The organism is Rhodococcus sp. 15-725-2-2b, from assembly GCF_002259075.1.
GTDB lineage: Bacteria > Actinomycetota > Actinomycetes > Mycobacteriales > Mycobacteriaceae > Rhodococcoides.
Genome location: NZ_NPFL01000017.1, coordinates 365,595 through 386,105 on the forward strand (window position 1 = coordinate 365,595; position 20,511 = coordinate 386,105).

Here is a 20,511-nt window from a genome sequence, read left to right on the forward strand (position 1 = left end):
GGTCAGGGATTTTCGGTACTGCTGTGAGCTTCGCTGTCGCCGGTGCTGACCCCGGCGTCGGCGAAGGTCGCCATCGAATTCAGAGTGCCGACACCCGCACGAACCAGAGACAACGCCGCCAGCGCACCCGAGCCCTCGCCGAGACGCATCTCGAGCTCCACGAGCGGTTCGAGACGCAAGTGCCGCAACGCAAGTGAATGGGCAGGCTCGGCCGAACGATGTCCGGCCACCCACCAGTTGCGCGCTCCGGCCGCTGCATCCTCGGCCACCAGAGCGGCCGCGGTCACCACGAGGCCGTCCAGAATCACCGGGGTTCGCCGGTGTGCGGCCTGGGCGAGAAACCCGGCGAGAGCCGCGATGTCGGCACCGCCCGCGACCCGGAGCAGGTCGGTGGGGTTCTTCGCGACCGGACGAGCCCTACGCATCGCATCCCGGATCGCCGCAGTCTTCCTGATCCACCCCGCATCGTCGATTCCGGTGCCGCGGCCGACAGCGGCAACCGGTTCTGTATCGGTCAGGGTGGCGATCAATACCGTTGCAGGAGTGGTGTTTCCGATGCCCATGTCGCCTGCGATGAGAAGATCCGCGCCGGCGTCGACTTCCTCGTCGGCGATGGCGGCTCCGGCAGCGACGGCGGCCCGAACCTCGTCCTCGGTCAGTGCGTCCTCGCGGTCGATGGATCCGCTGGACCGTCGAATCTTGAACGCGGACACGGAAGAATCGGTATCGGCGTCGACTGCGATGTCGACGACCCGAACCGCCGCACCGGCGATATCGGCGAGCACGTTGACCGCGGCACCGCCGGCGCGGATGTTCGCGACCATCTGGGCCGTGACCTCGGGAGGGTAGGCGGAGACCCCGTGCGCAGCGACGCCGTGATCGCCGGCGAAGACGACGACACGCACTCGTTCGAGGGACCGCGGCGGGCAGGCGTCCTGGCAGGCCGCGATCCACTCACCGAGCGTCTCGAGGCGACCGAGGCTGCCGGCGGGCTTGGTCAATTCCCGTTGCCGGTCCGCCGCAGCCGATCTGGCCGAGTCCGACGGAGCCGTCACCGGACGAAACGGCGTCGCCGAATCCTCTTCCGAAAGAATTGTCACACTGTGCCTTTCGCGGTTGTGAAGTCCGCCGGAGGTTCCTTGAGGGTCAGCGCGAGTCCCGCAACGACCAGCAGAACCCTGTCACACACTGTCGCGAGCCGAGAATTGAGCGAGCCCAGCTCGTCTCGGAAGAGGCGACCGGAACGGGATTCGGGCACCACGGACAGGCCGACCTCGGGGCTGACGAGCACGAGAGGCGACGTGCATCGCGTGACTGCCCCGACCAGGTCGTCGACTGCCGGTGCGACGGTGCCGCGGGGGAGCTCCCAGGCCTGCGCGTCGTCGAGCATTCCCGTCAGCCACGTTCCGAGGTCGTCGACGACGGTGGTGCCGTCCCACGGCTGCGAGATGACACCGGCCAGTGACGTGACGGTTTCGACGGTGGACCAGTGATTGGGTCTCGACGCGCGATGAAGGTCGATACGGCGTTGCCAGTCCTCGTCGGTGGTGTCCCGCCTACCGGTGGCGAGATAGCGAACCGGCTCGAGAACGGCAAGCGATTCGGCGTGCCCGGACTTGCCGGATCTGGCCCCACCGAGCACGAGAGTTCGAGTCGGTACGCCCACCGACGTCAGACGGCCTCGCCGGCGCTGACTCGCGGCTTGGGGGCGCGCATCTTGCGGATCTGGGACGCGCGGACGAATGCGTACCACCCGATCTTGAAACCACCGTCGGTGGTCTCGGGGAACCGCACCCGGATCTTGTTGTTGATCATCTTGCCGAGGTAGATGCCCTCACCGACCATGAAGAGCATCATCACGAACATGCCGAGAGTGACGTACTGCTGCACCTGAGGCTGCAGGAACAACGCGAAGATCAAGATCAACGCGAGCGGCATGAACAGTCCGACGAGGTTGCGCCGCGCGTCGACGATGTCTCGCACGTATGCGCGGACCGGACCCTTGTCGCGGGGGAGCAGGTACTTGTCGTCGCCCGCGAGCATGCGTGCGCGACGCTCGGCTGCGGCGGCGCGTCGCTCGTTGGAGGCGGCCTTGCGGTCTTCCTTGCTGCCCTTGTTCGCCTTGCGGCGCTCGCGTGCCTCTTTGCTCGTCAGCGGAGCAGGAGCGACCGGTCCACGACGCCGCGCCTCGGCGTCACGACGCTTGGGGGTCGGTCGGCCCTTACCGAGAGACACCGAAGAGGTCGCGTCGCTCCCGGCCGTCGTCGACTCGGATTCGTTCGAGTCGTTTCCGTCCGAATTGTCAGAGTTTCCACGGCGTAGCAGCTTCACGCACTCAGAGTATGGGATGGCTCGTCGGATTCGAACACCGGCCAGGTCAGCGACGAAACAGCGGATGCCGTTCCGTCGCTGCAGCCCTAGACTTCCGACGATGCGAGTGATGATTGCGCCGGATTCGTTCGGAGACACCCTGACTGCCGCGGCCGCGGCCGACGCCATCGCCAGGGGATGGGCGTCGGTTCGGGAGACCGACGAGCTCGAACTCGCCCCTCAATCCGACGGTGGCCCCGGCTTCGTCGAAGTACTGGCTTCGCGCATCGGCACCGTGCAGTTCGCGGATGTGGACGGGCCGCTCGGCAACCCGGTCCGAGCCGAATGGCTGCTCGACGGCACGGCGGCATACATCGAATCGGCTCAGGCCTGCGGACTGCATCTGCTCGACGGGCCGCCCACCCCACTGTCCGCATCGAAGGCGAGCAGCTACGGCGTCGGCCAGTTGCTCGGCGCGGCACTGGACAGCGGAGCCGAAACGATATTCGTCGGACTCGGCGGAAGTAGCTGCAGCGACGGTGGCCGCGCGATGATTCGTGCGCTGGGCGGACTCGGATCGGCAGTCGCCCGGTTGTCCGACATCGACCTCGTCGCCGCGTCGGACGTGGAGAATCCGCTGCTGGGCGACGCCGGTGCAGCCCGAGTCTTCGGTCCACAGAAGGGTGCCGACGCAGAGACCGTTGCTCGGCTCGAGGAGCTGAACGCCGACTGGGCGGCGGTCCTGTCCGCCGCGGGTCACGACGTGGCGGGCCGGCCGGGTGCCGGGGCCGCCGGTGGTCTCGGGGCGGCGTTGTTCGCACTGGGCGGCAGGCAGCAGCCCGGGGCGGCTGTCGTGGCCGAGCGGACCGGCCAGCAAGAACTGTTGGACTCCGTCGACCTGGTGCTCACCGGTGAGGGCAAATTCGACTCGCAATCGCTGCGGGGCAAGCTGGTGACGAGAATGGCTGCCGCGGGCGGCGCGACCGGTATCGACACGATCGTGCTCGCGGGACAGGTCACATTGTCCGAGGACGAACTGGAATCGGCGGGTATCTCCGCTGCGCACTCGATCAGTGAGTTCGCAGGATCGGTGGAGCTGGCGATGTCCGACGCGGCGAACCAGCTCGAACAGCTGGCCGCGCGCGTAGCGGCCGACGTGGACGACACTGCCGTACAACCGAGGCGGCGAGCGTGAGGAATAGAGCCACCGGGAGTACGGTTGAGTAGTTCACGGGTTTGTACGACTGATAGGGAGAGCCCATGACCGTCTCGAACGAGGCCACAACGACCGAAACCACAGCGCACAAGGTCACCATGACGGAGACCGCGTCGACCAAGGCCAAGGCGTTGCTGGACCAAGAAGGCCGCGACGACCTCGCGCTGCGCATCGCGGTGCAGCCAGGTGGTTGCGCAGGACTGCGCTACCAGCTCTTCTTCGACGACCGAAGCCTCGACGGCGACCTCGCGGTCGACTTCAACGGCGTCACGCTCGCAGTGGACCGGATGAGCGCCCCGTACGTGGAGGGTGCATCCATCGACTTCGTGGACACGATCGAGAAGCAGGGCTTCACGATCGACAACCCGAACGCCACGGGATCGTGCGCGTGCGGCGACTCGTTCAACTGAGCTGACTCGTACTCGACTGTGACCGGTACACGCGTGCGTGTATCGGTCACAGTCGTGTCTGCCCAGCAGCTCTCCAGCACTCAAGAACCGAAAGGCCCTCCTTCGTGACTCTCGCGGTATCCGGCTCGATAGCGACCGACCATCTGATGCGATTCTCCGGACGGTTCGCCGAGCAGATAGTCGCCGACCAGCTCTCGAACATCTCGCTGAGCTTCCTGGTCGACGATCTGGTGATTCGCAAGGGAGGCGTCGGCGGAAACATCGCGTACGCACTCGGAGTTCTCGGCGGTGCGCCTCTTCTCGTCGGGGCCGTGGGACCGGACTTCGCCGAATACCGGACCTGGCTGGAGGAGCACGGCGTCGACTGCAGTGGTGTGAGCGTGTCCGCTACCGCGCACACCGCCCGCTTCGTCTGCACCACGGACGAGGACATGGCGCAGATCGCGTCCTTCTACCCCGGAGCGATGAGCGAGGCCCGTGATATTTCCATCGAGACGCTCGCGGCGCAGCACGAGATGGACCTGGTTCTGATCGGCGCGAACGACCCCGACGCCATGACAGCGCATACGGCCCAGTGCCGCGCTGCGGGTATCCCGTTCGCGGCCGACCCGTCGCAGCAGCTCGCCCGGCTCGACGCAGCGCAGGCGACCGACTTGATCGACGGTGCCGCGTACCTGTTCACCAACGAGTACGAATGGGCACTGCTGAAGCAGAAGACTGGCATGTCCGACGCGGACATCGCTGCGAAGGTGGAGCTACGTGTCACCACCCTGGGTAAGCGCGGCGTCGACATCGTGGCCAAGGGCGGCGAACACACCCACATCGGCGTCGTGCCCGAGACGAGCAAGGTCGACCCGACCGGCGTCGGCGATGGCTTCCGGGCAGGTTTTCTCACGGCACACATGGCCGGAGCCAGTATCGAACGCGCAGCGCAACTCGGTTCGCTCGTGGCCGTGCTGGTGCTGGAGACCACCGGCACTCAGGAGTGGGAGCTCAATCGCGACGACGCGATCAAACGTCTGACCGCGGCGTACGGTGCCGACGCGGGCGAGGAGATCGGGGCATTGCTCCCCGTCTGATGCCGATCTCGCCGCCCCGAGCCATCGGGGCGGCGAGGTGACCTCGATCAGATGTTGACCGGGTACTCCGGTTCGGCGATCTGCGGCACGATGCGTTTCTCCACGAAGATTCCGTGCCACACCATGAAGATCAGCAGGGTCCACAGTCGACGGCTGTGATCGGACCGGCCGGCGCGGTGGTCGTCGAGCATTGCGACGACGGCTGCCTTGTTCAGCAGGTGATCGGTCTGCGAATCGGCGATCTGCTGGTGCGCCCAGTCGAAGAGTTCCGTGCCGCGGAGCCAATGGCGCAGTGGCACCGGGAATCCCAGCTTGGCGCGGTGCAGGACATGACCGGGAACGATTCCCTCCAGTGCCTGACGCAGAGCGTACTTGGTGGTGCTCTTGGTGATCTTCTGCTCGAGTGGGAGCTTCTCGGCAACCTTGTAGACCTCGGAGTCCAGGAACGGGACTCGCAACTCGAGTGAGTTCGCCATGGTGATCTTGTCGGCCTTGACCAGAATGTCGCCACGCAACCAGGTGAACAGATCCAGATGCTGCATGCGAGCCACCGGATCCCATCCCTGCGACTGCGCGTAGATCGGGGCGGTGACGTCCTGATGGGTCCATTCGGACCGGAACTCGCGCAACACCGAGCGCAACTGCGCGTCGTTGAAACTGCGAGCGTTACCGTAGTACCGCTCTTCGAGGGTCATCGATCCGCGGTTGAGCAGGCTCTTGCCGCGCGTGCCCTCGGGGATTCGCTCGCTCAACGAGCCGGCCGCTCGTCGAAGGAAGGCGGGCAGCGACTCGAACGGCTTCAACGACAGCGGTTCGCGGTAGATGGTGTATCCGCCGAACAATTCGTCCGCACCTTCACCGGACAGCACGACCTTCACGTGCTTGCGTGCTTCCTTGGCGACGAAGTACAGCGGCACCAAGGCGGGGTCGGCCACAGGATCGTCCAGATACCAGACGATCTCGGGAATGGATGCCGCGAATTCTTCGGGCCCCACGACCTTCACGATGTGCTTCGCTCCGATGGCGGCCGCGGACTCCGCCGCCACGTCGACCTCGGAGTAGCCCTCGCGCTCGAATCCGGTGGTGAACGTGATCAGGTCGGGATTGTGGCGAATCGCCAGAGCTGCGATGGCCGTCGAATCGATGCCGCCGGAGAGGAACGAGCCGACGGTGACGTCGGCGCGCATGTGTTTGGCCACCGAATCTTCGAGTGCCTCGGCGATTTCCTGGTACCGCGCCTTCTCGGTGCCCGGCGCGAACGGCTGCACCGGGAACTTCGGTGTGAAGTAGCGGGTGATCTTCGGCGTCGTACCGGGGGACAGGGTGGCGTAGCAACCGGACTCGAGCCGCCGAACGCCTGCGTGCAGGGTCTCGGGCTCGGGGACGTACTGCAGAACGGTGTAGTGCTCGATGGCGCGCGGGTCGAGACCGGTGTCGACACCGAGCAACTCCATCAGCTCGAGCACGCTCTTCTTCTCACTACCGAACGCGGTGCCACCCGGACCGGTGGCCAGGAACAGCGGCTTGATGCCGAAGGGATCGCGAGCGACGAACATCTCACGGGTCTCGGTGTCCCAGACGGCGAATGCGAACATGCCCCGAAGCCGCTCCACAGCGGCAGCACCCCAGTAGTGAAACGCTGCGACGATGGACTCGCTGTCACCCTCGGTGCTGAACTCGGCACCGTGGTCGCGTGCCAGTTCTGCGCGCAGTTCCAGATAGTTGTAGATCTCGCCGTTGAAGACGAGCGCATACCGGTTCGGCGACTCCGGCGGACCCCAACGCATCGGCTGATGCGAGTGTTCGATGTCGATGAAGGACAACCGATTGAAGCCGTAGACGACGTCGTCGTCGTGCCAGGTGCCACCGGGCTCGTCCGGGCCGCGGTGTCGCATGCAATGGGTCGCCGAAGCGACGAGTTCGACTCCGGCGGCGGTCGTTCCGTGAGACGTGAGTACTCCGAGCAGTCCACACACGGCGTCTGCTACCTCTTCTCGCAGTTGGGGACAGTGCAGGGGTCCTGGTCTCCGCGAGCGTCGTCAGCGGGACTGTAGATCAGGATCCGAGTATGCCGCAGACACGCTCGGACGTAGGTAACGACCCAAGGGTGGTTCTCCTCCGGCTTTGGTCTACGCTGCGTAGTACTCGGGCATCTCCATGTGGAAGCCCTTATTCTTCAGTGGTGGGCAATCAGGAAGGCGTGAACGTGGCGCAGAGTCGGATCCTTCGGCGAGCGGGGCTGACAGCATTTCTCGGTGTAGCCGCGTTGATGCTGTCGGGCTGTTCCATCAGCAGCGACAACGTACTCAATTTCGGTTTCGCCTCGGGCGTCACCCCTCAGGGGCGACGCATCGGCGACCTGTGGACGTGGTCGGTCATTGCAGCCCTGGTCATGGGCATCATCGTGTGGGTTCTCATCTTCTGGGTGGTGCTGTTCCACCGTAAGAAGAAGAGCTCACCGGAGTTCCCTCGCCAGACGGCGTACAACGTTCCGCTCGAGCTGTTCTACACGGCGGTTCCGTTCGTGATCATCGCGGTGCTGTTCTACTTCACGGTCGTGGTGCAGAACTACGTCGACGAGAAGCAGGCAGATCCCGATGTCCAGGTGGATGTCACGGCGTACCAGTGGAACTGGAAGTTCGGATACCGGACCATCGACCTCAAGGACGGTGCCGCCAAGTACGAGGGCACCGACGAGGAAGAGCAGGCTGCAGCCGAGGCCGCGGCAACCCCGGGCGAAGGTGCCGAGGGCAGCGAGGACGGCGAATTCGTTCCGGGACCGATCAACGGAGCTTCCACGCAGGATCTGTCGTACCTGCACTACAACAAGATCGAAACGGTCGGATCCAGCGACGAGATCCCGGTTCTGGTTCTGCCGACCGGCAAGCGCATCGAGTTCGTGCTCGCGTCCTCGGACGTCATCCACGGATTCTGGGTTCCGGAATTCCTGTTCAAGCGCGACGTCCTCCCGAACCCCGAGGAGAACCACTCCGACAACGTCTTCCAGATCAGCGAGATCGAACGCGAAGGCTCCTTCGTCGGACGGTGCACCGAGATGTGCGGCACCTTCCACTCGATGATGAACTTCGAGGTTCGTGCAGTGTCTCCGGAGCGGTTCGAGCAGTACATCGAGCTGCGCAAGCCCCTGTCCGAGGGCGGAGATGCGCTGACCAATGCGCAGGCACTCGAAGCCATCGGCGAAAGCCCCCTCGCAACGAGCACCTCGCCGTTCTCTACCGACCGCACCCTCCGAACAGCCGCTGTCGCTGAAGGCAACTGACCAAGGAAGCATGCTGATATGAAAATCGAAGCCAAGATCTTCGAAATCCTCACTGTCTTCTTCCTCCTGGTCGGAATCGTGTACACGTTGTTCACGGGCCTGAGCCGCACAGGAGTGGAGTGGGCCGGAGTCACCGCGATCTTCCTGTCGGTGGGTCTGACCCTGATCATCGGTACCTACTTCAGGTTCGTCGCCCGACGCCTCGATACGCGCCCGGAAGACTTCGACGACGCCGAGGTGAGCGACGGTGCAGGCGACCTGGGCTTCTTCAGCCCCGGCAGCTTCTGGCCGATCGTGCTGGCAGCCTTTGCAGCCGTCACTGCCATCGGCTTCGCCTTCTTCCAGCCGTGGCTCATCGCTCTGGGCGTCTTCTGTGTCATCGCCGCGGCCGCAGGTTTGGTCTTCGAGTACCACGTAGGTGCCGAGCGCCACTGACTCCACCAGCTCCACCCGACAAGGGCCCTGGTCGTTCTCACGAACGACCAGGGCCCTGGTCGTTCTCACGAACGACCAGGGCCCTTGTCTGTTGTACACGCACAGGCCGGTCCGGATGCTCGGCTCACGGCGGCTGTGACGTCGACGGAGCTATGAACTCGGGAGGTGTAAGCGGGAGGCGCACCACGGGGGACAGTCAGGAGACGTCGGCCTCCGAGTGGGTCCGACCGGAACAGGACGTCGAATCGGCAAGCGAGTCGAGGGAGATGTCCAGCGCACCGCACAATGCGGCGACGGTGAAGAACGCCGGCGTCGGAATCCGGCCGGTCTCGATCTTCCTCAGAGTTTCGACCGAGATGCCGGCCTTGTCGGCAACCTCGGTCATGGTTCGGCCACCACGGGCAAGACGGAGCGCAGAGCCGAGCCTGGCACCGCGGGCGAGTTCGCCGGGGGTGAGGGGAATGCGGACCATGAGACCGATAGTAATACCGGTTCGACGAGAACCCGCGAGCCGAGATCGGCCGATACAGCGAGTGGGTCGTCCGCCGGTGGGGGAGGGGAGGGCCGCTCGGGACTCTCGCGGATCCTCAGCCGTCGTGCTCAGGACAGCGAGCCCCGGCTGTGGGTCCGGATGGTGTCGGCAGACAAGAAAAGAGGGCGACACCGTTGCCGGTGTCGCCCTCTTTCGGACTCTGTCAGATGTCAGTGTTCTCTGTCGTTGTCACTTCGACCCGAAGCAATAGCAGCGTCCTCGTCCGCATGGAGTCCATTGCCGTTGCCGTTCGCGTGGCCATTGCCATTGGCATGGCCGTTCGAGTGGCCGTTGCCGTTCGAGTGACCGTTCCCGTTCGAGTGGCCGTTGCCGTGAATGCCCGCCTGGTAGTTGCGGAGCATCGTGAGCTGCTCGTGTTCACCCTTGTGGAGGGCATCTTCGAGAGCCTTGCTCTGTGCCACCGGGTCCGGACTGAACAGCGATCCCGAGCCAGGCTTTCCGGCCGAGCCGAGCTTGTTCATCTTCTTCGGTACGGGTGCGCCCTGGTAGTCGAGGGGGATCGGGTGTCCGTGATCGTCGACCGGTCCGAGCGGCTGGTGGATTTCCACGTACTGGCCGTGCGGGAGGCGCTTGATGATTCCGGTTTCGATGCCGTGCTCGAGAACTGCCCGGTCACTGCGCTGCAATCCGATGCAGAATCGGTACGCGATGAAGTAGGCGAGCGGAGGCATGGTCAGAATTCCGATACGACCGATCCACGTCATCGCGTTGAGCGAGATGTCGAACTTGTACGCGATGAGGTCGTTGATGCACGAGAGCGTGAGGATCACGTAGAAGGTGAGAGCCATCGCGCCGATCGCGGTACGCACCGGAACGTCGCGGGGACGCTGCAACAGGTTGTGATGCGCAGTGTCTCCGGTGAGACGCTTCTCGATCCAGGGGTAGGCGATCATCACGGTGAAGACGAGACCCATGATCACTGCCACCCAGAACACTGCCGGGATGGTGTAGCGCCCAGCGATGTATATCTCCCACGCAGGCCACAGTCGGGCCATGCCGTCGGTCCACATCAGGTAGAAGTCGGGCTGCACACCGGCCGACACTTGCGACGGGTTGTACGGTCCGAGATTCCAGATCGGGTTGATCTGGAGCAGTCCGCCCATTGCTGCCAGGATGCCGAAGGTGACGGCGAAGAAGGCACCGGACTTGACTGCGAAGACCGGGAGAATACGAACGCCGACGACGTTCTGTTCCGTGCGGCCCGGTCCGGGGAACTGGGTGTGCTTCTGGTACCAGACCAGAGCCAAGTGGGCCGCGATCAGGGCCAGGATGATTGCCGGCAGCAGAAGAACGTGAGCGACGTACAGGCGCGGGATGATGATCGTGCCGGGGAAGTCGCCGTCGAAGATGAGCCAGTGCATCCACGTACCGATGATCGGGATGCTCATCGTGATGCCACCCAGTGCGGCGCGGAGGCCGGTGCCGGAGAGCAGATCGTCGGGCAGCGAGTAGCCGAAGAAGCCCTCGAACATCGCGAGGATGAGCAACAAGCAGCCGATGACCCAGTTGGCCTCACGCGGGCGACGGAACGCGCCGGTGAAGAAGATGCGCATCATGTGCACGATGATCGAGGCGGCGAACATCAGAGCCGCCCAGTGGTGAATCTGTCGCATGAACAGACCGCCGCGAACCTCGAACGTGATGTCGAGAGCCGTTGCGTACGCCCTGGACATCGTCACACCGTTGAGCGGGGTGTACGCACCGTCGTACACGACCTCGCTGAGCGAGGGGTCGAAGAACAGGGTGAGGAACACGCCCGAGATCAGCAAGATCACGAAGCTGTACAGCGCGATCTCACCGAGCAGGAAGGACCAGTGGGTGGGGAACACCTTGTTGATCTGGCGCCGTAGCCCAGGTGCCAGGTGATAGCGACTGTCTACGCCGTCGGCCTGCTTGGCGGCGAGGTTTTGCAATGTACTCATGAGTCACGCTCCGGACGACGTTCCCAGAAGGCGGGTCCCAGTGCTTCGGTGAAGTCTCCCGAAGCGACGAGGAATCCCTCTTCGTTGACAGTGATGGGAAGTTGGGGCAGCGCACGCGCAGCCGGTCCGAAGATCGGCTTGCCGTACTCGAGCGCGTTGAACTGCGACTGGTGGCAAGGGCAGAGAATTCGGTTGGTCTGCTGCTCGTACAACGATGTCGGGCAACCCAGGTGCGTGCAGATCTTGGAGTAGGCGAAGTAATCGCCGTAGTTGAAGCTTTCTTGACCCTTGCGCTTGACGACGTTGCTGGCGGCGTCCGGGCGAAGGCGGATGAGCATGACCGAGTTGCGAACACCACGCAGGGATACGAGCAGGTCGTGCTCGCTCTCGCGATCCGCTTCGCGGAACGGGAAGACGGTCTCCATGGCACCAGCGTCCAAGTCCTCGGGCCGAACGAGAACGACATCTTCCGGTCGCCCGGTGTCTCGTCGGAGGTAGATGGTCTCTCCATCGTAGCGAGGAGTCCAGCCGGATACCCACAACGGCGAATCTTCGCCCTTCGCCCACGGGTTCTTGATCAGGCCGCCCAGGGGGAGAAGCGCCATCACACCGAGTGCGCCACCACCGAAGACCAGCGACCGCTTGATCACCTTGCGACGACCGATGGTCGACGTGTCGAGGGAGTCGCCCAGCTCCGCCACGAGCGTCTTGCGATCCGTCTCCGACGAACCGCCGTCGTGACGGTCCTGGATGGAGACCTCTTCGGGGATGAACTTCTTGGTGAACTGCACCGCGCCGACACCGACCGCGAGGATCGCCAGACCCATCGTTGCGCCGATGAGCGGGGTGTAGAGCGAGTAGGCAATGTAGTTCTCTTCGCCGATACCGGCGTACTGCCACGGCCAGAACAGGTAGATACCGATGAACGCGACCGCAGCGAGACCGGCGATCGAGAACCAGATGGCGACGCTGCGCTCGGCGCGCTTCTCGGCGCGGGTACCTTCCACTGCCCAACGGTTGCGGCGGAAAGCGACGTCGACACCGTCGAGGTTGGTGCCCAGTTTGACCAGGTCGTCGCGGCTGAGCGCGGCGAGTTCCTCGTCGGTGTACTTCTTGTCCGCGTTCACGCCTTCGGCACCGGGCGCATCCTTGCGTCCGGATTCGTCGTTGTTCGCGTCCTTACGGCCGGAATCGCCGTCGGTCATGATCTAGCTCCGATCCACAAAGTTGCTCCGACGACGGCGATGATGCCGACCGTCCAGATAGCGATCATCTCGGTACCGGGACCGAAGCCGCCGATGCTCCATCCGCCTGCAGGCAGCGTCTCGGTGGACGACTTGATGTAGGCGATGATGTCGGACTTCTCTTCCAGCGTCAGCTGGCGATCGGAGAACTTCGGCATGTTCTGAGGACCCGTGACCATCGCGGTGTAGATCTCCTGCTCGTTCGCGGGTCCGAGCGGGGGTGCGAACTTACCCGAGGAGAGAGCTCCGCCGAGGCCCGTGAAGTTGTGGCAGGAGGCGCAGTTGAGTCGGAACAACTCGCTTCCGCGTCCGATGTCGTCGCCGCGCAGTGACTCCTGAGCGATCTCGCCGTTCTCGTCGAGGATGACCGTCGGTCCGCCACCGTTGGCCTGGATGTAGGCACCGAGCGCGTCGATCTGCTTGTCGTTGAACTTCGGCGGCTTGCGCAGCGCCTGCGCCTCGTTGCGGACGGCAGGCATGCGGCCGCTCGACACCTGGAAGTAGACAGCCGCTTCGCCGACGCCGATGAGGCTCGGTCCGCGATCCTGAACACCCTGCAGGTTGGCTCCGTGGCACGTGACGCAGGACGTGTCGTAGAGCTGCTTGCCCTCGCGGATCAGCGCTGCCGAATCGGTATCGGCGGTCGCGACCTGCGGAGCCGGCGTCAGAGCCGAGGCGAGGAATCCTGCGCTCAGAAGGCCCATCATCAGAACGAGCGCACCGGTGATGCGTCGGCGCGTCTTACGCTGCCGTCTCGTCTTGGAGGCGGCGTTGTCGTCGGATGCTGCTGGGGGAGATGAACTCATCTTCTATCCCTTGTCGTGTCGGGACGGACCGAACGTCGGGGGCTGAATCCGTTCGCTCGTTATCTTTGGCGTGCTGACTGTCACTAGCGGATGAAGTAGATCGTTGCGAAGAGGGCAATCCAGACGATGTCGACGAAGTGCCAGTAGTACGAAACGACGATGGCGGCGGTGGCCTGTGCTGGCGTGAACTTGCTGACCAACGTTCTGGTGATCAGGAAGACGAAGGCGATGAGTCCGCCGATCACGTGCAGTCCGTGGAAGCCGGTCGTGATGTAGAAGACCGAGCCGTACACGCTGCTCGAGATCGTCGTACCCTCGTGCACCAGGTGGTAGTACTCGTACGCCTGGCCGGCCACGAAGAACGTGCCCATCATCAGAGTGATGATGTACCAGCGGCGGAGTCCGAAGACGTCACCTCGCTCGGCGGCGAACACACCCAGCTGACAGGTGAACGACGATGCGATCAGCACCGCGGTCACCGGCACAGCGAGAGCGAGGTTCAGCTCCGTCGGCTCGGGCGGCCAGATTCCATTCGCCTGGGCGCGTGCGACGAAGTACATCGCAAACAGTCCGGCGAAGAACATGAGTTCACTCGACAGCCACACGATCGTGCCGACGCTGACCATATTGGGACGGTTCAGCGAGTGCACGCGTTGGGTGATTGCCGATCCTTGAGTCCCTACAGCGCTCGTCACAAAGAGAAGTATGACCCGTCGTAGTACGGAAGGCATATCCGGGTCCGCTCTTGGCGCGTCGTGTCGGAACGAATCCGGGTCCGTCCTTGTTCCCGTGCTGGTGAGAGCCCCTGTACGGGCCGGTAGGGTCCAGTCGTGCAAGGCTGGCCTCATGGCAAAGCGCACCGAGGGTGGATGGTTTCGGAGACTGTTCTCGCGATCGACGGCAGAACCTCTGGACCCCACCCGTGACGACCTCGTGACAGTGGCGAGTTGCTTCGACGATGCACAGGCGTGTTCGGCCGTGCTCGACGAAGCAGCGAGGACCCAGCCGGTGTGGACGGAGTCGGCGGACGTGGTGCTCCGGCATCATCTGGTGTTGCCCTCGGACCAAGTCGAGGACGCTGCGGCGGTCGCGGCTCAGGACGGCTACGAGGTGGGACCCGTCGTCGATCTACCTGAGAGCCCCGGTTACCGCCCTCGGGTCGACGACGGCGTGCCTCTGGTACTGCAACGTGTTCAGGTGCTCGACGCCTTGCACTGCTCACAGGAGCGTTCTCGCATGGCCGGGCTCGCCCAGCGACGAGGGGGAGCGGTACTCGGGTGGGACGCACTGCAGCCTGCGCAGCCCGGCGCAGCGTCTGGCTAAGCTTCCACCGCACCGTACGGGCATCGACGGCAGAAGGGCACGGCACAACCACCATGACCGCACCGACCAGTGACGAGCAGCCGCGAACGTGGCGTCGAATTCTCGGAGCGTTGACCACGTACTCCGACCTGTCGAGCGCCGACACCGGTTGGGTGATGGACGAGATCATGTCCGACAACGCCACAGCCGCGCAGATCGCCGCCTTCGGGGTGGCGCTGAAGATGAAGGGCCCGACACCTGCGGAACTGGAAGGTCTCGCCGAGTCGATGCTCTCGCACGCCCTTCTCGTCGAGACCGACCGTGACGCCGTCGACGTCGTCGGAACCGGCGGTGACGGAGCCGACACCGTGAACATCTCCACGATGGCCGCCATCGTCGTCGCCGCCAGTGGTGTACGAGTGGTCAAACACGGCAACCGCGCAGCGTCGTCCAAGAGCGGAACGACCGATGTGCTCGAAGCGCTGGGAGTGCACGTGAACCTGGGCGCTGCCGGAGTCGCGTCGAGCGTCGAGCAGGTCGGTATCGGGTTCTGCTTCGCCCCGATCCATCACCCCGCGCTGCGTTTCTCCGGTCCCGCCCGCAAGGAGATCGGGATCCCGACGGCGTTCAATGTGCTGGGCCCGCTGACCAACCCCGGCCGCCCCCGCGCCGGACTCATCGGCTGCGCCTTCGAGAATCTTGTCCCCGTCGTCGCGGGCGTATTCGCCCAACGCGGCAGTTCGGTGCTCGTCGTGCGCGGTGACGACGGCCTCGACGAGATCACCCTGTCCACCACGACCACCGTGCACGTGGTGTCCGACGGGGCCGTCACGGTCGAGACGATCGACCCGGTCGACTACGGAATCGCCCGAGCGCCCATCGACGCACTCAGAGGCGGAGACGCAGAATTCAACGCGGCCGTGGCGCACCGAGTGTTCGCCGGTGAACACGGCCCCGTCCGCGACGCAGTACTGCTCAACGCTGCCGCAGCAATGGCAGCGCACCACGGCGTGTCCGACGACCTCCACGCCCGGATCGAAGCCGGATTGGTCACTGCCGCAAAGACAGTCGATTCAGGCGCGGCAGCACAGCTGCTCGCCGACTGGGGTCGATGCACCACCGAACTCGCCGACTGACACCGAACGCGCCTATTCGCCTATCGAGAACCCCGCATCGACATCGGCACTCGAATAGGACTGGAACGCAATGTGAGTGGTGGTGCTGCGCACACCCCTCACTCGATTGATGTGCTTGGTGATGACCTCTGCGATCGAAGCATGATCGCGAACCTTGACGATGGCGATCAAATCGACATCCCCAGCACACGAATAGACCTCCGACACCCCGTCGACATCGGCGACGGCCTGCGCCGCCTCCGGAATCAGATCGGCCTCGGCGTCGATCAAGACGATGGCATTGATCATCTGTGCTCCTCCAGCATCTCGAGCTCGGTGTCCGACGCGAGCTACCCCCAAACCCTAATGGCTGCCATATCCCGAGAGCGGTTCCGCAGGCTCCACTCCTGCCCACACTTGCCGTTGCGCAGGCTCCACTCCTGCCCCTAACGGTCGTTCCGCAGGCTCCACTCCTGCCCTCGATGCTTCTCTCGCCGTCCGACACCACGACTCCCACGAACCCGCCGACCGTGCCGGGCTGCAGTACCCACTGCTCGTGCGCACGATCCGGACTCCGTCCGTGCGCAACCACGCCGCGATCAGTCCCACTTCTTCCGGCGGCGCACCGCGAAGCGGCGTCGTATCGGGCAGGACCGTTTCGGCCGACGCGGTGATGGCATCGACGACAGGCATCGGATGCACTCCGCGCGGTGCGACGGCAGCGCCGGCCAGACGGCCGAAGCGCACCACGATCAACTCCCACCCGCCGTCGGCCGTTCGTTTCGCCGCAACGAGTTCGGCAATGGCGGCCACCGCCGCCGATCGGTGCATCCTGCGTAGTGCATCGACGGTGATCGCGATTCGATCACGCAGACGAGCGGCCGTCTCGAACAGCTCCTTGTCCGCGAGCTCGGCGACGCGGCGGCGCATGGAGTACAGCACGGCATCGTCCTGACCGCACACGAGCGCCAGAAACTGCCTCGGGGCATCCGAGTACTCGTCGGCCGTCAACGGGCCGCACAGTGCCGCAGGGCAGCCTCCGACGTCTGTTGCCGGGCACTGGTCGCCGTGTCGAACCGAGCGCGCGAGTCGGCGAGTGCAGGTTCGCAGGCGGCAGAACTCGGCGACGAGCGCAGCGGCCTCTGCGGCGTCGCCGCGAACCGAGAACGGTCCGAGACTGTTCGGTGTCGGTGTGCGGACGATCGACAGGCGGGGGAACGCCTCGTCGGTCAGGGTGATCCACCACCCCTTCCTGGGGAACTTCGAGCGGCGGTTGTACGGCGGGACGTGCGCCGAGAGCAGACGTAACTCGCGGACCCCGGCTTCGAGCGCGTGCGCACACTCGACGTGGTCGACGCGAGTCGCCAGTGCGACCATCTCCTTCATCCGGCCTCTCGTCTCCGAACCGGTGAAGTAGTTGCGCACACGCCGCTTGAGGTTGTTGGACGTACCGACGTACAGCACCTCGTCGGACGGGCCGCGGAACAGATAGACGCCGGGCGTACCGGGAAGGTGAGCAGCCAGCCCGCGTTTGGCGCGCTGGCCGGCCGACACCGCGGGTAGGTAGTCGACCAACTCGGCGTAGCTGTGAACCCCCTGATTGCCCACCCGTTCGATGAGTCCGTGCAGAACGTCGACGGTCGCTCGGGCGTCGTCGAGCGCGCGGTGGGTGGGCCTGGTACCGGATCGGAACAGTGTGGAGAGCGCCGACAGCTTCACCGAAGGTGCCTCGTCGCGCGTCAGAACTCGTCGAGCCAGCTTGACCGTGCACAGCACCTGGAACCGCGGCCATGCGATGTCGAGACGACTGGCGGCGGCTCTGAGGAATCCCGTGTCGAAGCCGGCGTTGTGCGCCACCAGCACCGAACCGCGTGCGAACTCGAGGAAACCGGGAAGAACCCGTTCGATGCGCGGCGCGCCGATGAGCATCGCCGATGTGATGCCGGTCAGTTCCACGATGTACGGCGGGATGGATCTGCCCGGATCGATCAGGGTGGCGAATTCGCCGAGAATTTCGCCGCCTCTTACCTTGACCGCGCCGATTTCGGTGATGGCCTCGGTGTCCGCGCTCCCGCCGGTGGTCTCGAGGTCGACGACGACGAACGTGGTCTCGTGCAGCGGGGTATCGAGTTCGTCGAACGTCAGCTGGATGGGCAGGCTCACCGCGACGACGTTAGGGCCGACCCCCGACAAGAACGTTCATGGTGCCGTCGAACGTCGCCGCGTCACGAAACCTGTCGGTGCCCGTCGCTATCTTTCGCTTCGTCGGCCGATTCGGCCGCCGGAAACCGCAAAGAGACAAGGATCACAATGATCATCGACTGCAGTGACTGCCTGGTCCGTGACATCGCCTGCGAGGACTGCGTCGTGACGGTGCTTCTGGGGGCTCCGGGGATGCCGTCGAGATCGGACGGCCGGTGGGTCGGGCCGCCGTCTCGTATCACTCTCGAGCAGGAAGAACTCGGTGCCATGGGTGTGCTCGCCGATGTCGGCCTCGTGCCCGCACTCAAGCTCGTTGTGAACGATGACGACACCGCCGAGGTTCCGTTGTTATCGACTCGTGATACACCGGGGGATCAGCGCGCCGGCTAGTGAGAATCGAGCCGAATCCGCTCGCCTCGGCGAGTTGGGGTCGACACGGGGGTATGCCATTTCGTAACCTTCCTGAGACCTTGCGGAGTCTCGCCAGTCCAAACCGGAGTGGCGTCGCAAGTCACCGCCTAATCGTTCACTCGCGAGAGTGTTCGTACCGGGAACCCGATATCTACTGGGGTGAATCCCGCTGAGCCACCACACGGTGGCCGGTGGGTAGGGCTGCTCTTCCCAGCCCGAACCCGTCAGCTAACTCGGTCGGCGGACGATAGGAAGAAACGGAGCACCATCTTTCGTGGCGTCACAACTTTCCAACCGATCATTGCGGCGAGTCCTCGTAGCCGGAGCGCTCACTGCAGGCGTGGTCATCCTTCCCGCTGCACCCGCAATGGCGGCCCCCCTCACCATTCCCGGCGTCGGAACCTTCGAGATTCCTGACATCCCGGGCCTCCCTCCCCTCAACATCCCGGGTGTGCCTGCACCGGGTGCGCCGTTGGCACCCCAGGTCACCCCGGCAGCAAAGGCCGTTCAGGCCGCTGAGTCCAAGATCGGAGCACCGTACGTGTACGGCGCTTCGGGTCCGGATTCGTTCGACTGCTCGGGCCTCGTCCAGTGGGCGTACAAGCAGGCCGGCATCAGCCTGCCCCGTACCAGCTACGACCAGGCGGCCGCGGGCACTCCGGTCTCGCGCGACAGCCTGGTTCCCGGCGACGTCGTGTCGTTCTACGGCGGCTCGCACTCGGGTATCTACGTCGGCAACGGCAATGTCGTGCATGCATCCACCTCCGGCGTGCCGGTCAAGGTTGCTCCGCTTGCCTCGATGCCGTTCGACGGTGCTCGCCGTTACTGATTCGAGCGAGCGACGTCCGCTGTGATCGACCGACAGGGTCGAGCCGTCCATCGGCTCGGCCCTGTCGTCGTATCCGGACACCGGCCGCGCGACACGCCGGTCCGGTGGACAGGGAAGCCCCTAGTTCGTAATCTGATCGAGACCTGGTCGATGTTTACTTTGTGACCTGTCACCTCGAATCCCCATCGATTTCGGGCCGTGTTCACGTCCGCGCCCGCAAGAGCATGGGTATGGTTCGGTTTCGGTCCACTTTTCCAACCGTTGCCTCGCTCGAGGCAACACGTGTGAGGACGGAGAGTCGCTTTCCGTGGCCCTATCGAGATCTACCCGAGCGTTGCGGCTGGCCCGCAACTCGGTGGTTGCTGTCGCACTGACCGCGTGCATGGTCGTGGTCCCGATGACGACGGCGACCGCGCAGCCGGGATTCGACTCGGCGTCCGACGCGCAGACCGAACTCGCCGAGCTCTCTCGCCAGTCCGAGCAAACCAACGAAGCTCTGCACAACGCGCAGATCGATCTCGACGCCAAGAACCAGCAGCAACTCGATGCACAGGTCGCCGTCGACCGGAGTCGTGCCGCTCTGGACGCAGCGCAGGCGCAGTTGGCGCAGCTCAAACCGGCCATGGACAAGGTCGCCAACGTCAATTACCAGGGTGCGCGGACCAATCGACTGTTCGCCGTGATGGTCAGCGATTCGCCGCAACAGTTGCTCGACCAGATGTCTGCACTGGACGTGATCTCTGCCGATACCGCCGACCAGGTCGCTCGATTCAAGCAGGCGAGCTCGGATGCCGTGACGGCCGAGCAGGCCGCAACGACGGCCGCCGACCAGGCACGTGTCGCGGCCGAACAGGCCAAGGCCGTCAGCGACGACCTTCAGGCCAAGCAGAGTGAGCTGCAGGGTCAGATAGCCGAGGTCATGGCTGCCTACAGTGCGCTCTCGTCCTCGGAGCAGTTGGCTCTGGCCGGATCGGCCCTGCCCGAAGGATTCGATCCCACCACCATTCTGCAGAATCTGACGCCGGGATCGGGTGCCAGTGCGTTGCAGGCCGGCCTGACGCAGATCGGCAAGCCGTATGTCTGGGGCGGCACCGGTCCGGACGGCTTCGACTGCTCCGGTTTGGTCGTGTGGGCCTACAAGCAGGTGGGCAAGACATTGCCGCGGTCGAGTCAGGCGCAGGCAGCGGGCGGAACGCCGGTGGATCAGAAAGATCTGCAGCCGGGTGACGTCGTCCTGTTCTACCCGGACATCTCTCACGTCGGGATCTATGCCGGGAACGGCAACGTGCTGCATGCCTCCACCTTCGGTGTTCCTGTGAAGGTTCAGTCGATGGCATCGTTCCCGTACTACGGGGCGCGTCGATACTGAGGTGCGCCTCGACGATCGACGAACGCCT

21 protein-coding genes and 1 riboswitch are annotated in these 20,511 nt (G+C 64.5%); of the genes, 10 read left to right on the forward strand and 11 right to left on the reverse strand.

Annotated features, from left to right (window positions below; genetic code table 11):
• Positions 1-2: 2 nt before the first annotated feature.
• The 3 genes from cobT to CH306_RS19840 are packed head-to-tail and all read right to left on the reverse strand — an operon-like array spanning position 3 to position 2,331.
• Positions 3-1,094, reverse strand: a complete 1,092-nt coding sequence (cobT, locus tag CH306_RS19830; protein WP_373453983.1) for a nicotinate-nucleotide--dimethylbenzimidazole phosphoribosyltransferase — start codon at positions 1,092-1,094, stop codon at positions 3-5.
• Between the two features lie 2 nt (positions 1,095-1,096).
• Positions 1,097-1,666 (reverse strand): bifunctional adenosylcobinamide kinase/adenosylcobinamide-phosphate guanylyltransferase, encoded by a 570-nt coding sequence (gene cobU, locus CH306_RS19835; RefSeq protein ID WP_094647665.1) that lies wholly within the window; start codon positions 1,664-1,666, stop codon positions 1,097-1,099.
• 5 nt (positions 1,667-1,671) lie between these two features.
• Positions 1,672-2,331, reverse strand: coding sequence for a DUF3043 domain-containing protein (locus tag CH306_RS19840; protein ID WP_032394419.1), 660 nt, complete (start codon positions 2,329-2,331; stop codon positions 1,672-1,674).
• A 100-nt stretch (positions 2,332-2,431) separates the two neighbouring features.
• Here CH306_RS19840 and CH306_RS19845 point away from each other — a divergent pair, with 100 nt between their 5' ends.
• The 3 genes from CH306_RS19845 to CH306_RS19855 all read left to right on the forward strand — a co-directional run bounded on the left by CH306_RS19845 (position 2,432) and on the right by CH306_RS19855 (position 5,015).
• On the forward strand, positions 2,432-3,505 hold the full coding sequence (locus CH306_RS19845) for a glycerate kinase family protein (protein ID WP_094647667.1): 1,074 nt from the start codon (positions 2,432-2,434) through the stop codon (positions 3,503-3,505).
• A 65-nt stretch (positions 3,506-3,570) separates the two neighbouring features.
• A complete protein-coding gene (locus CH306_RS19850; protein WP_032394417.1) occupies positions 3,571-3,936 on the forward strand; it encodes a HesB/IscA family protein in 366 nt (121 codons plus the stop codon).
• Positions 3,937-4,040: 104 nt separating this feature from the next.
• Positions 4,041-5,015, forward strand: a complete 975-nt coding sequence (locus tag CH306_RS19855) for a carbohydrate kinase family protein (RefSeq protein ID WP_032394416.1) — start codon at positions 4,041-4,043, stop codon at positions 5,013-5,015.
• Between the two features lie 47 nt (positions 5,016-5,062).
• Here the strand turns inward: CH306_RS19855 and asnB are convergent, their stop codons facing one another.
• A complete protein-coding gene (gene asnB, locus CH306_RS19860) occupies positions 5,063-6,991 on the reverse strand; it encodes an asparagine synthase (glutamine-hydrolyzing) (RefSeq protein ID WP_094647669.1) in 1,929 nt (642 codons plus the stop codon).
• 224 nt (positions 6,992-7,215) lie between these two features.
• Between asnB and ctaC the strand changes: the two genes are divergently transcribed.
• Positions 7,216-8,295, forward strand: coding sequence for an aa3-type cytochrome oxidase subunit II (gene ctaC / locus CH306_RS19865; protein WP_032394712.1), 1,080 nt, complete (start codon positions 7,216-7,218; stop codon positions 8,293-8,295).
• Positions 8,296-8,313: 18 nt separating this feature from the next.
• On the forward strand, positions 8,314-8,730 hold the full coding sequence (locus tag CH306_RS19870; RefSeq protein ID WP_032394414.1) for a cytochrome c oxidase subunit 4: 417 nt from the start codon (positions 8,314-8,316) through the stop codon (positions 8,728-8,730).
• A 196-nt stretch (positions 8,731-8,926) separates the two neighbouring features.
• On the opposite strand, the gene CH306_RS19875 is transcribed toward CH306_RS19870, so the two are convergent.
• From CH306_RS19875 to ctaE, 5 genes are all read right to left on the reverse strand, one after another.
• On the reverse strand, positions 8,927-9,202 hold the full coding sequence (locus tag CH306_RS19875) for a helix-turn-helix domain-containing protein (protein ID WP_032394413.1): 276 nt from the start codon (positions 9,200-9,202) through the stop codon (positions 8,927-8,929).
• A gap of 230 nt (positions 9,203-9,432) precedes the next feature.
• Positions 9,433-11,205, reverse strand: a complete 1,773-nt coding sequence (gene qcrB, locus CH306_RS19880) for a cytochrome bc1 complex cytochrome b subunit (RefSeq protein ID WP_094647671.1) — start codon at positions 11,203-11,205, stop codon at positions 9,433-9,435.
• Complete coding sequence (gene qcrA, locus CH306_RS19885; RefSeq protein WP_230596647.1) at positions 11,202-12,410, reverse strand: cytochrome bc1 complex Rieske iron-sulfur subunit; 1,209 nt, start codon at positions 12,408-12,410, stop codon at positions 11,202-11,204. Before qcrA ends, qcrB begins: the two co-directional genes overlap by 4 nt.
• Positions 12,407-13,255, reverse strand: a complete 849-nt coding sequence (gene qcrC, locus CH306_RS19890) for a cytochrome bc1 complex diheme cytochrome c subunit (RefSeq protein WP_032394411.1) — start codon at positions 13,253-13,255, stop codon at positions 12,407-12,409. The genes qcrA and qcrC overlap by 4 nt, the downstream gene beginning before the upstream one ends.
• Positions 13,256-13,338: 83 nt before the next feature.
• Positions 13,339-13,950, reverse strand: coding sequence for an aa3-type cytochrome oxidase subunit III (gene ctaE, locus CH306_RS19895; RefSeq protein ID WP_032394410.1), 612 nt, complete (start codon positions 13,948-13,950; stop codon positions 13,339-13,341).
• A 151-nt stretch (positions 13,951-14,101) separates the two neighbouring features.
• Between ctaE and CH306_RS19900 the strand changes: the two genes are divergently transcribed.
• Both CH306_RS19900 and trpD read left to right on the forward strand, forming a co-directional pair.
• Entirely contained in the window at positions 14,102-14,578 is a 477-nt protein-coding gene (locus CH306_RS19900) for a hypothetical protein (protein ID WP_094647673.1), read from the forward strand.
• Between the two features lie 53 nt (positions 14,579-14,631).
• Positions 14,632-15,693, forward strand: a complete 1,062-nt coding sequence (trpD, locus tag CH306_RS19905) for an anthranilate phosphoribosyltransferase (RefSeq protein WP_094647675.1) — start codon at positions 14,632-14,634, stop codon at positions 15,691-15,693.
• Positions 15,694-15,705: 12 nt separating this feature from the next.
• On the opposite strand, the gene CH306_RS19910 is transcribed toward trpD, so the two are convergent.
• Positions 15,706-15,981 (reverse strand): Lrp/AsnC family transcriptional regulator, encoded by a 276-nt coding sequence (locus CH306_RS19910; protein WP_027497377.1) that lies wholly within the window; start codon positions 15,979-15,981, stop codon positions 15,706-15,708.
• Positions 15,982-16,035: 54 nt separating this feature from the next.
• Positions 16,036-17,835 carry a DEDD exonuclease domain-containing protein gene (locus CH306_RS19915; protein ID WP_094647808.1) on the reverse strand — a complete coding sequence of 600 codons (1,800 nt, stop codon included), beginning with the start codon at positions 17,833-17,835 and terminating at the stop codon, positions 16,036-16,038.
• A gap of 204 nt (positions 17,836-18,039) precedes the next feature.
• Here CH306_RS19915 and CH306_RS19920 point away from each other — a divergent pair, with 204 nt between their 5' ends.
• From CH306_RS19920 to CH306_RS19930, 3 genes are all read left to right on the forward strand, one after another.
• The gene (locus CH306_RS19920) at positions 18,040-18,264 is read left to right on the forward strand and encodes a hypothetical protein (protein ID WP_256981212.1); all 225 of its coding nucleotides are present in this window, start codon (positions 18,040-18,042) and stop codon (positions 18,262-18,264) included.
• A 115-nt stretch (positions 18,265-18,379) separates the two neighbouring features.
• Positions 18,380-18,543, forward strand: a riboswitch (cyclic di-AMP (ydaO/yuaA leader).
• Positions 18,544-18,559: 16 nt separating this feature from the next.
• A complete protein-coding gene (locus CH306_RS19925) occupies positions 18,560-19,114 on the forward strand; it encodes a C40 family peptidase (protein ID WP_032394406.1) in 555 nt (184 codons plus the stop codon).
• Between the two features lie 382 nt (positions 19,115-19,496).
• The gene (locus tag CH306_RS19930; protein ID WP_218828422.1) at positions 19,497-20,483 is read left to right on the forward strand and encodes an NlpC/P60 family protein; all 987 of its coding nucleotides are present in this window, start codon (positions 19,497-19,499) and stop codon (positions 20,481-20,483) included.
• Positions 20,484-20,511 lie beyond the last annotated feature (28 nt).

Coding starts and splice junctions, on each gene's coding strand:
- CH306_RS19845 (WP_094647667.1), top strand. CDS start 2,432: ATGCGAGTGATGATTGCGCCGGATTCGTTCGGAGACACCCTGACTGCC.
- CH306_RS19850 (WP_032394417.1), top strand. CDS start 3,571: ATGACCGTCTCGAACGAGGCCACAACGACCGAAACCACAGCGCACAAG.
- CH306_RS19870 (WP_032394414.1), top strand. CDS start 8,314: ATGAAAATCGAAGCCAAGATCTTCGAAATCCTCACTGTCTTCTTCCTC.
- CH306_RS19875 (WP_032394413.1), bottom strand. CDS start 9,202: ATGGTCCGCATTCCCCTCACCCCCGGCGAACTCGCCCGCGGTGCCAGG.
- qcrB (WP_094647671.1), bottom strand. CDS start 11,205: ATGAGTACATTGCAAAACCTCGCCGCCAAGCAGGCCGACGGCGTAGAC.
- qcrA (WP_230596647.1), bottom strand. CDS start 12,410: ATGACCGACGGCGATTCCGGCCGTAAGGACGCGAACAACGACGAATCC.
- qcrC (WP_032394411.1), bottom strand. CDS start 13,255: ATGAGTTCATCTCCCCCAGCAGCATCCGACGACAACGCCGCCTCCAAG.
- CH306_RS19900 (WP_094647673.1), top strand. CDS start 14,102: ATGGCAAAGCGCACCGAGGGTGGATGGTTTCGGAGACTGTTCTCGCGA.
- trpD (WP_094647675.1), top strand. CDS start 14,632: ATGACCGCACCGACCAGTGACGAGCAGCCGCGAACGTGGCGTCGAATT.
- CH306_RS19910 (WP_027497377.1), bottom strand. CDS start 15,981: ATGATCAATGCCATCGTCTTGATCGACGCCGAGGCCGATCTGATTCCG.
- CH306_RS19930 (WP_218828422.1), top strand. CDS start 19,497: ATGGTCGTGGTCCCGATGACGACGGCGACCGCGCAGCCGGGATTCGAC.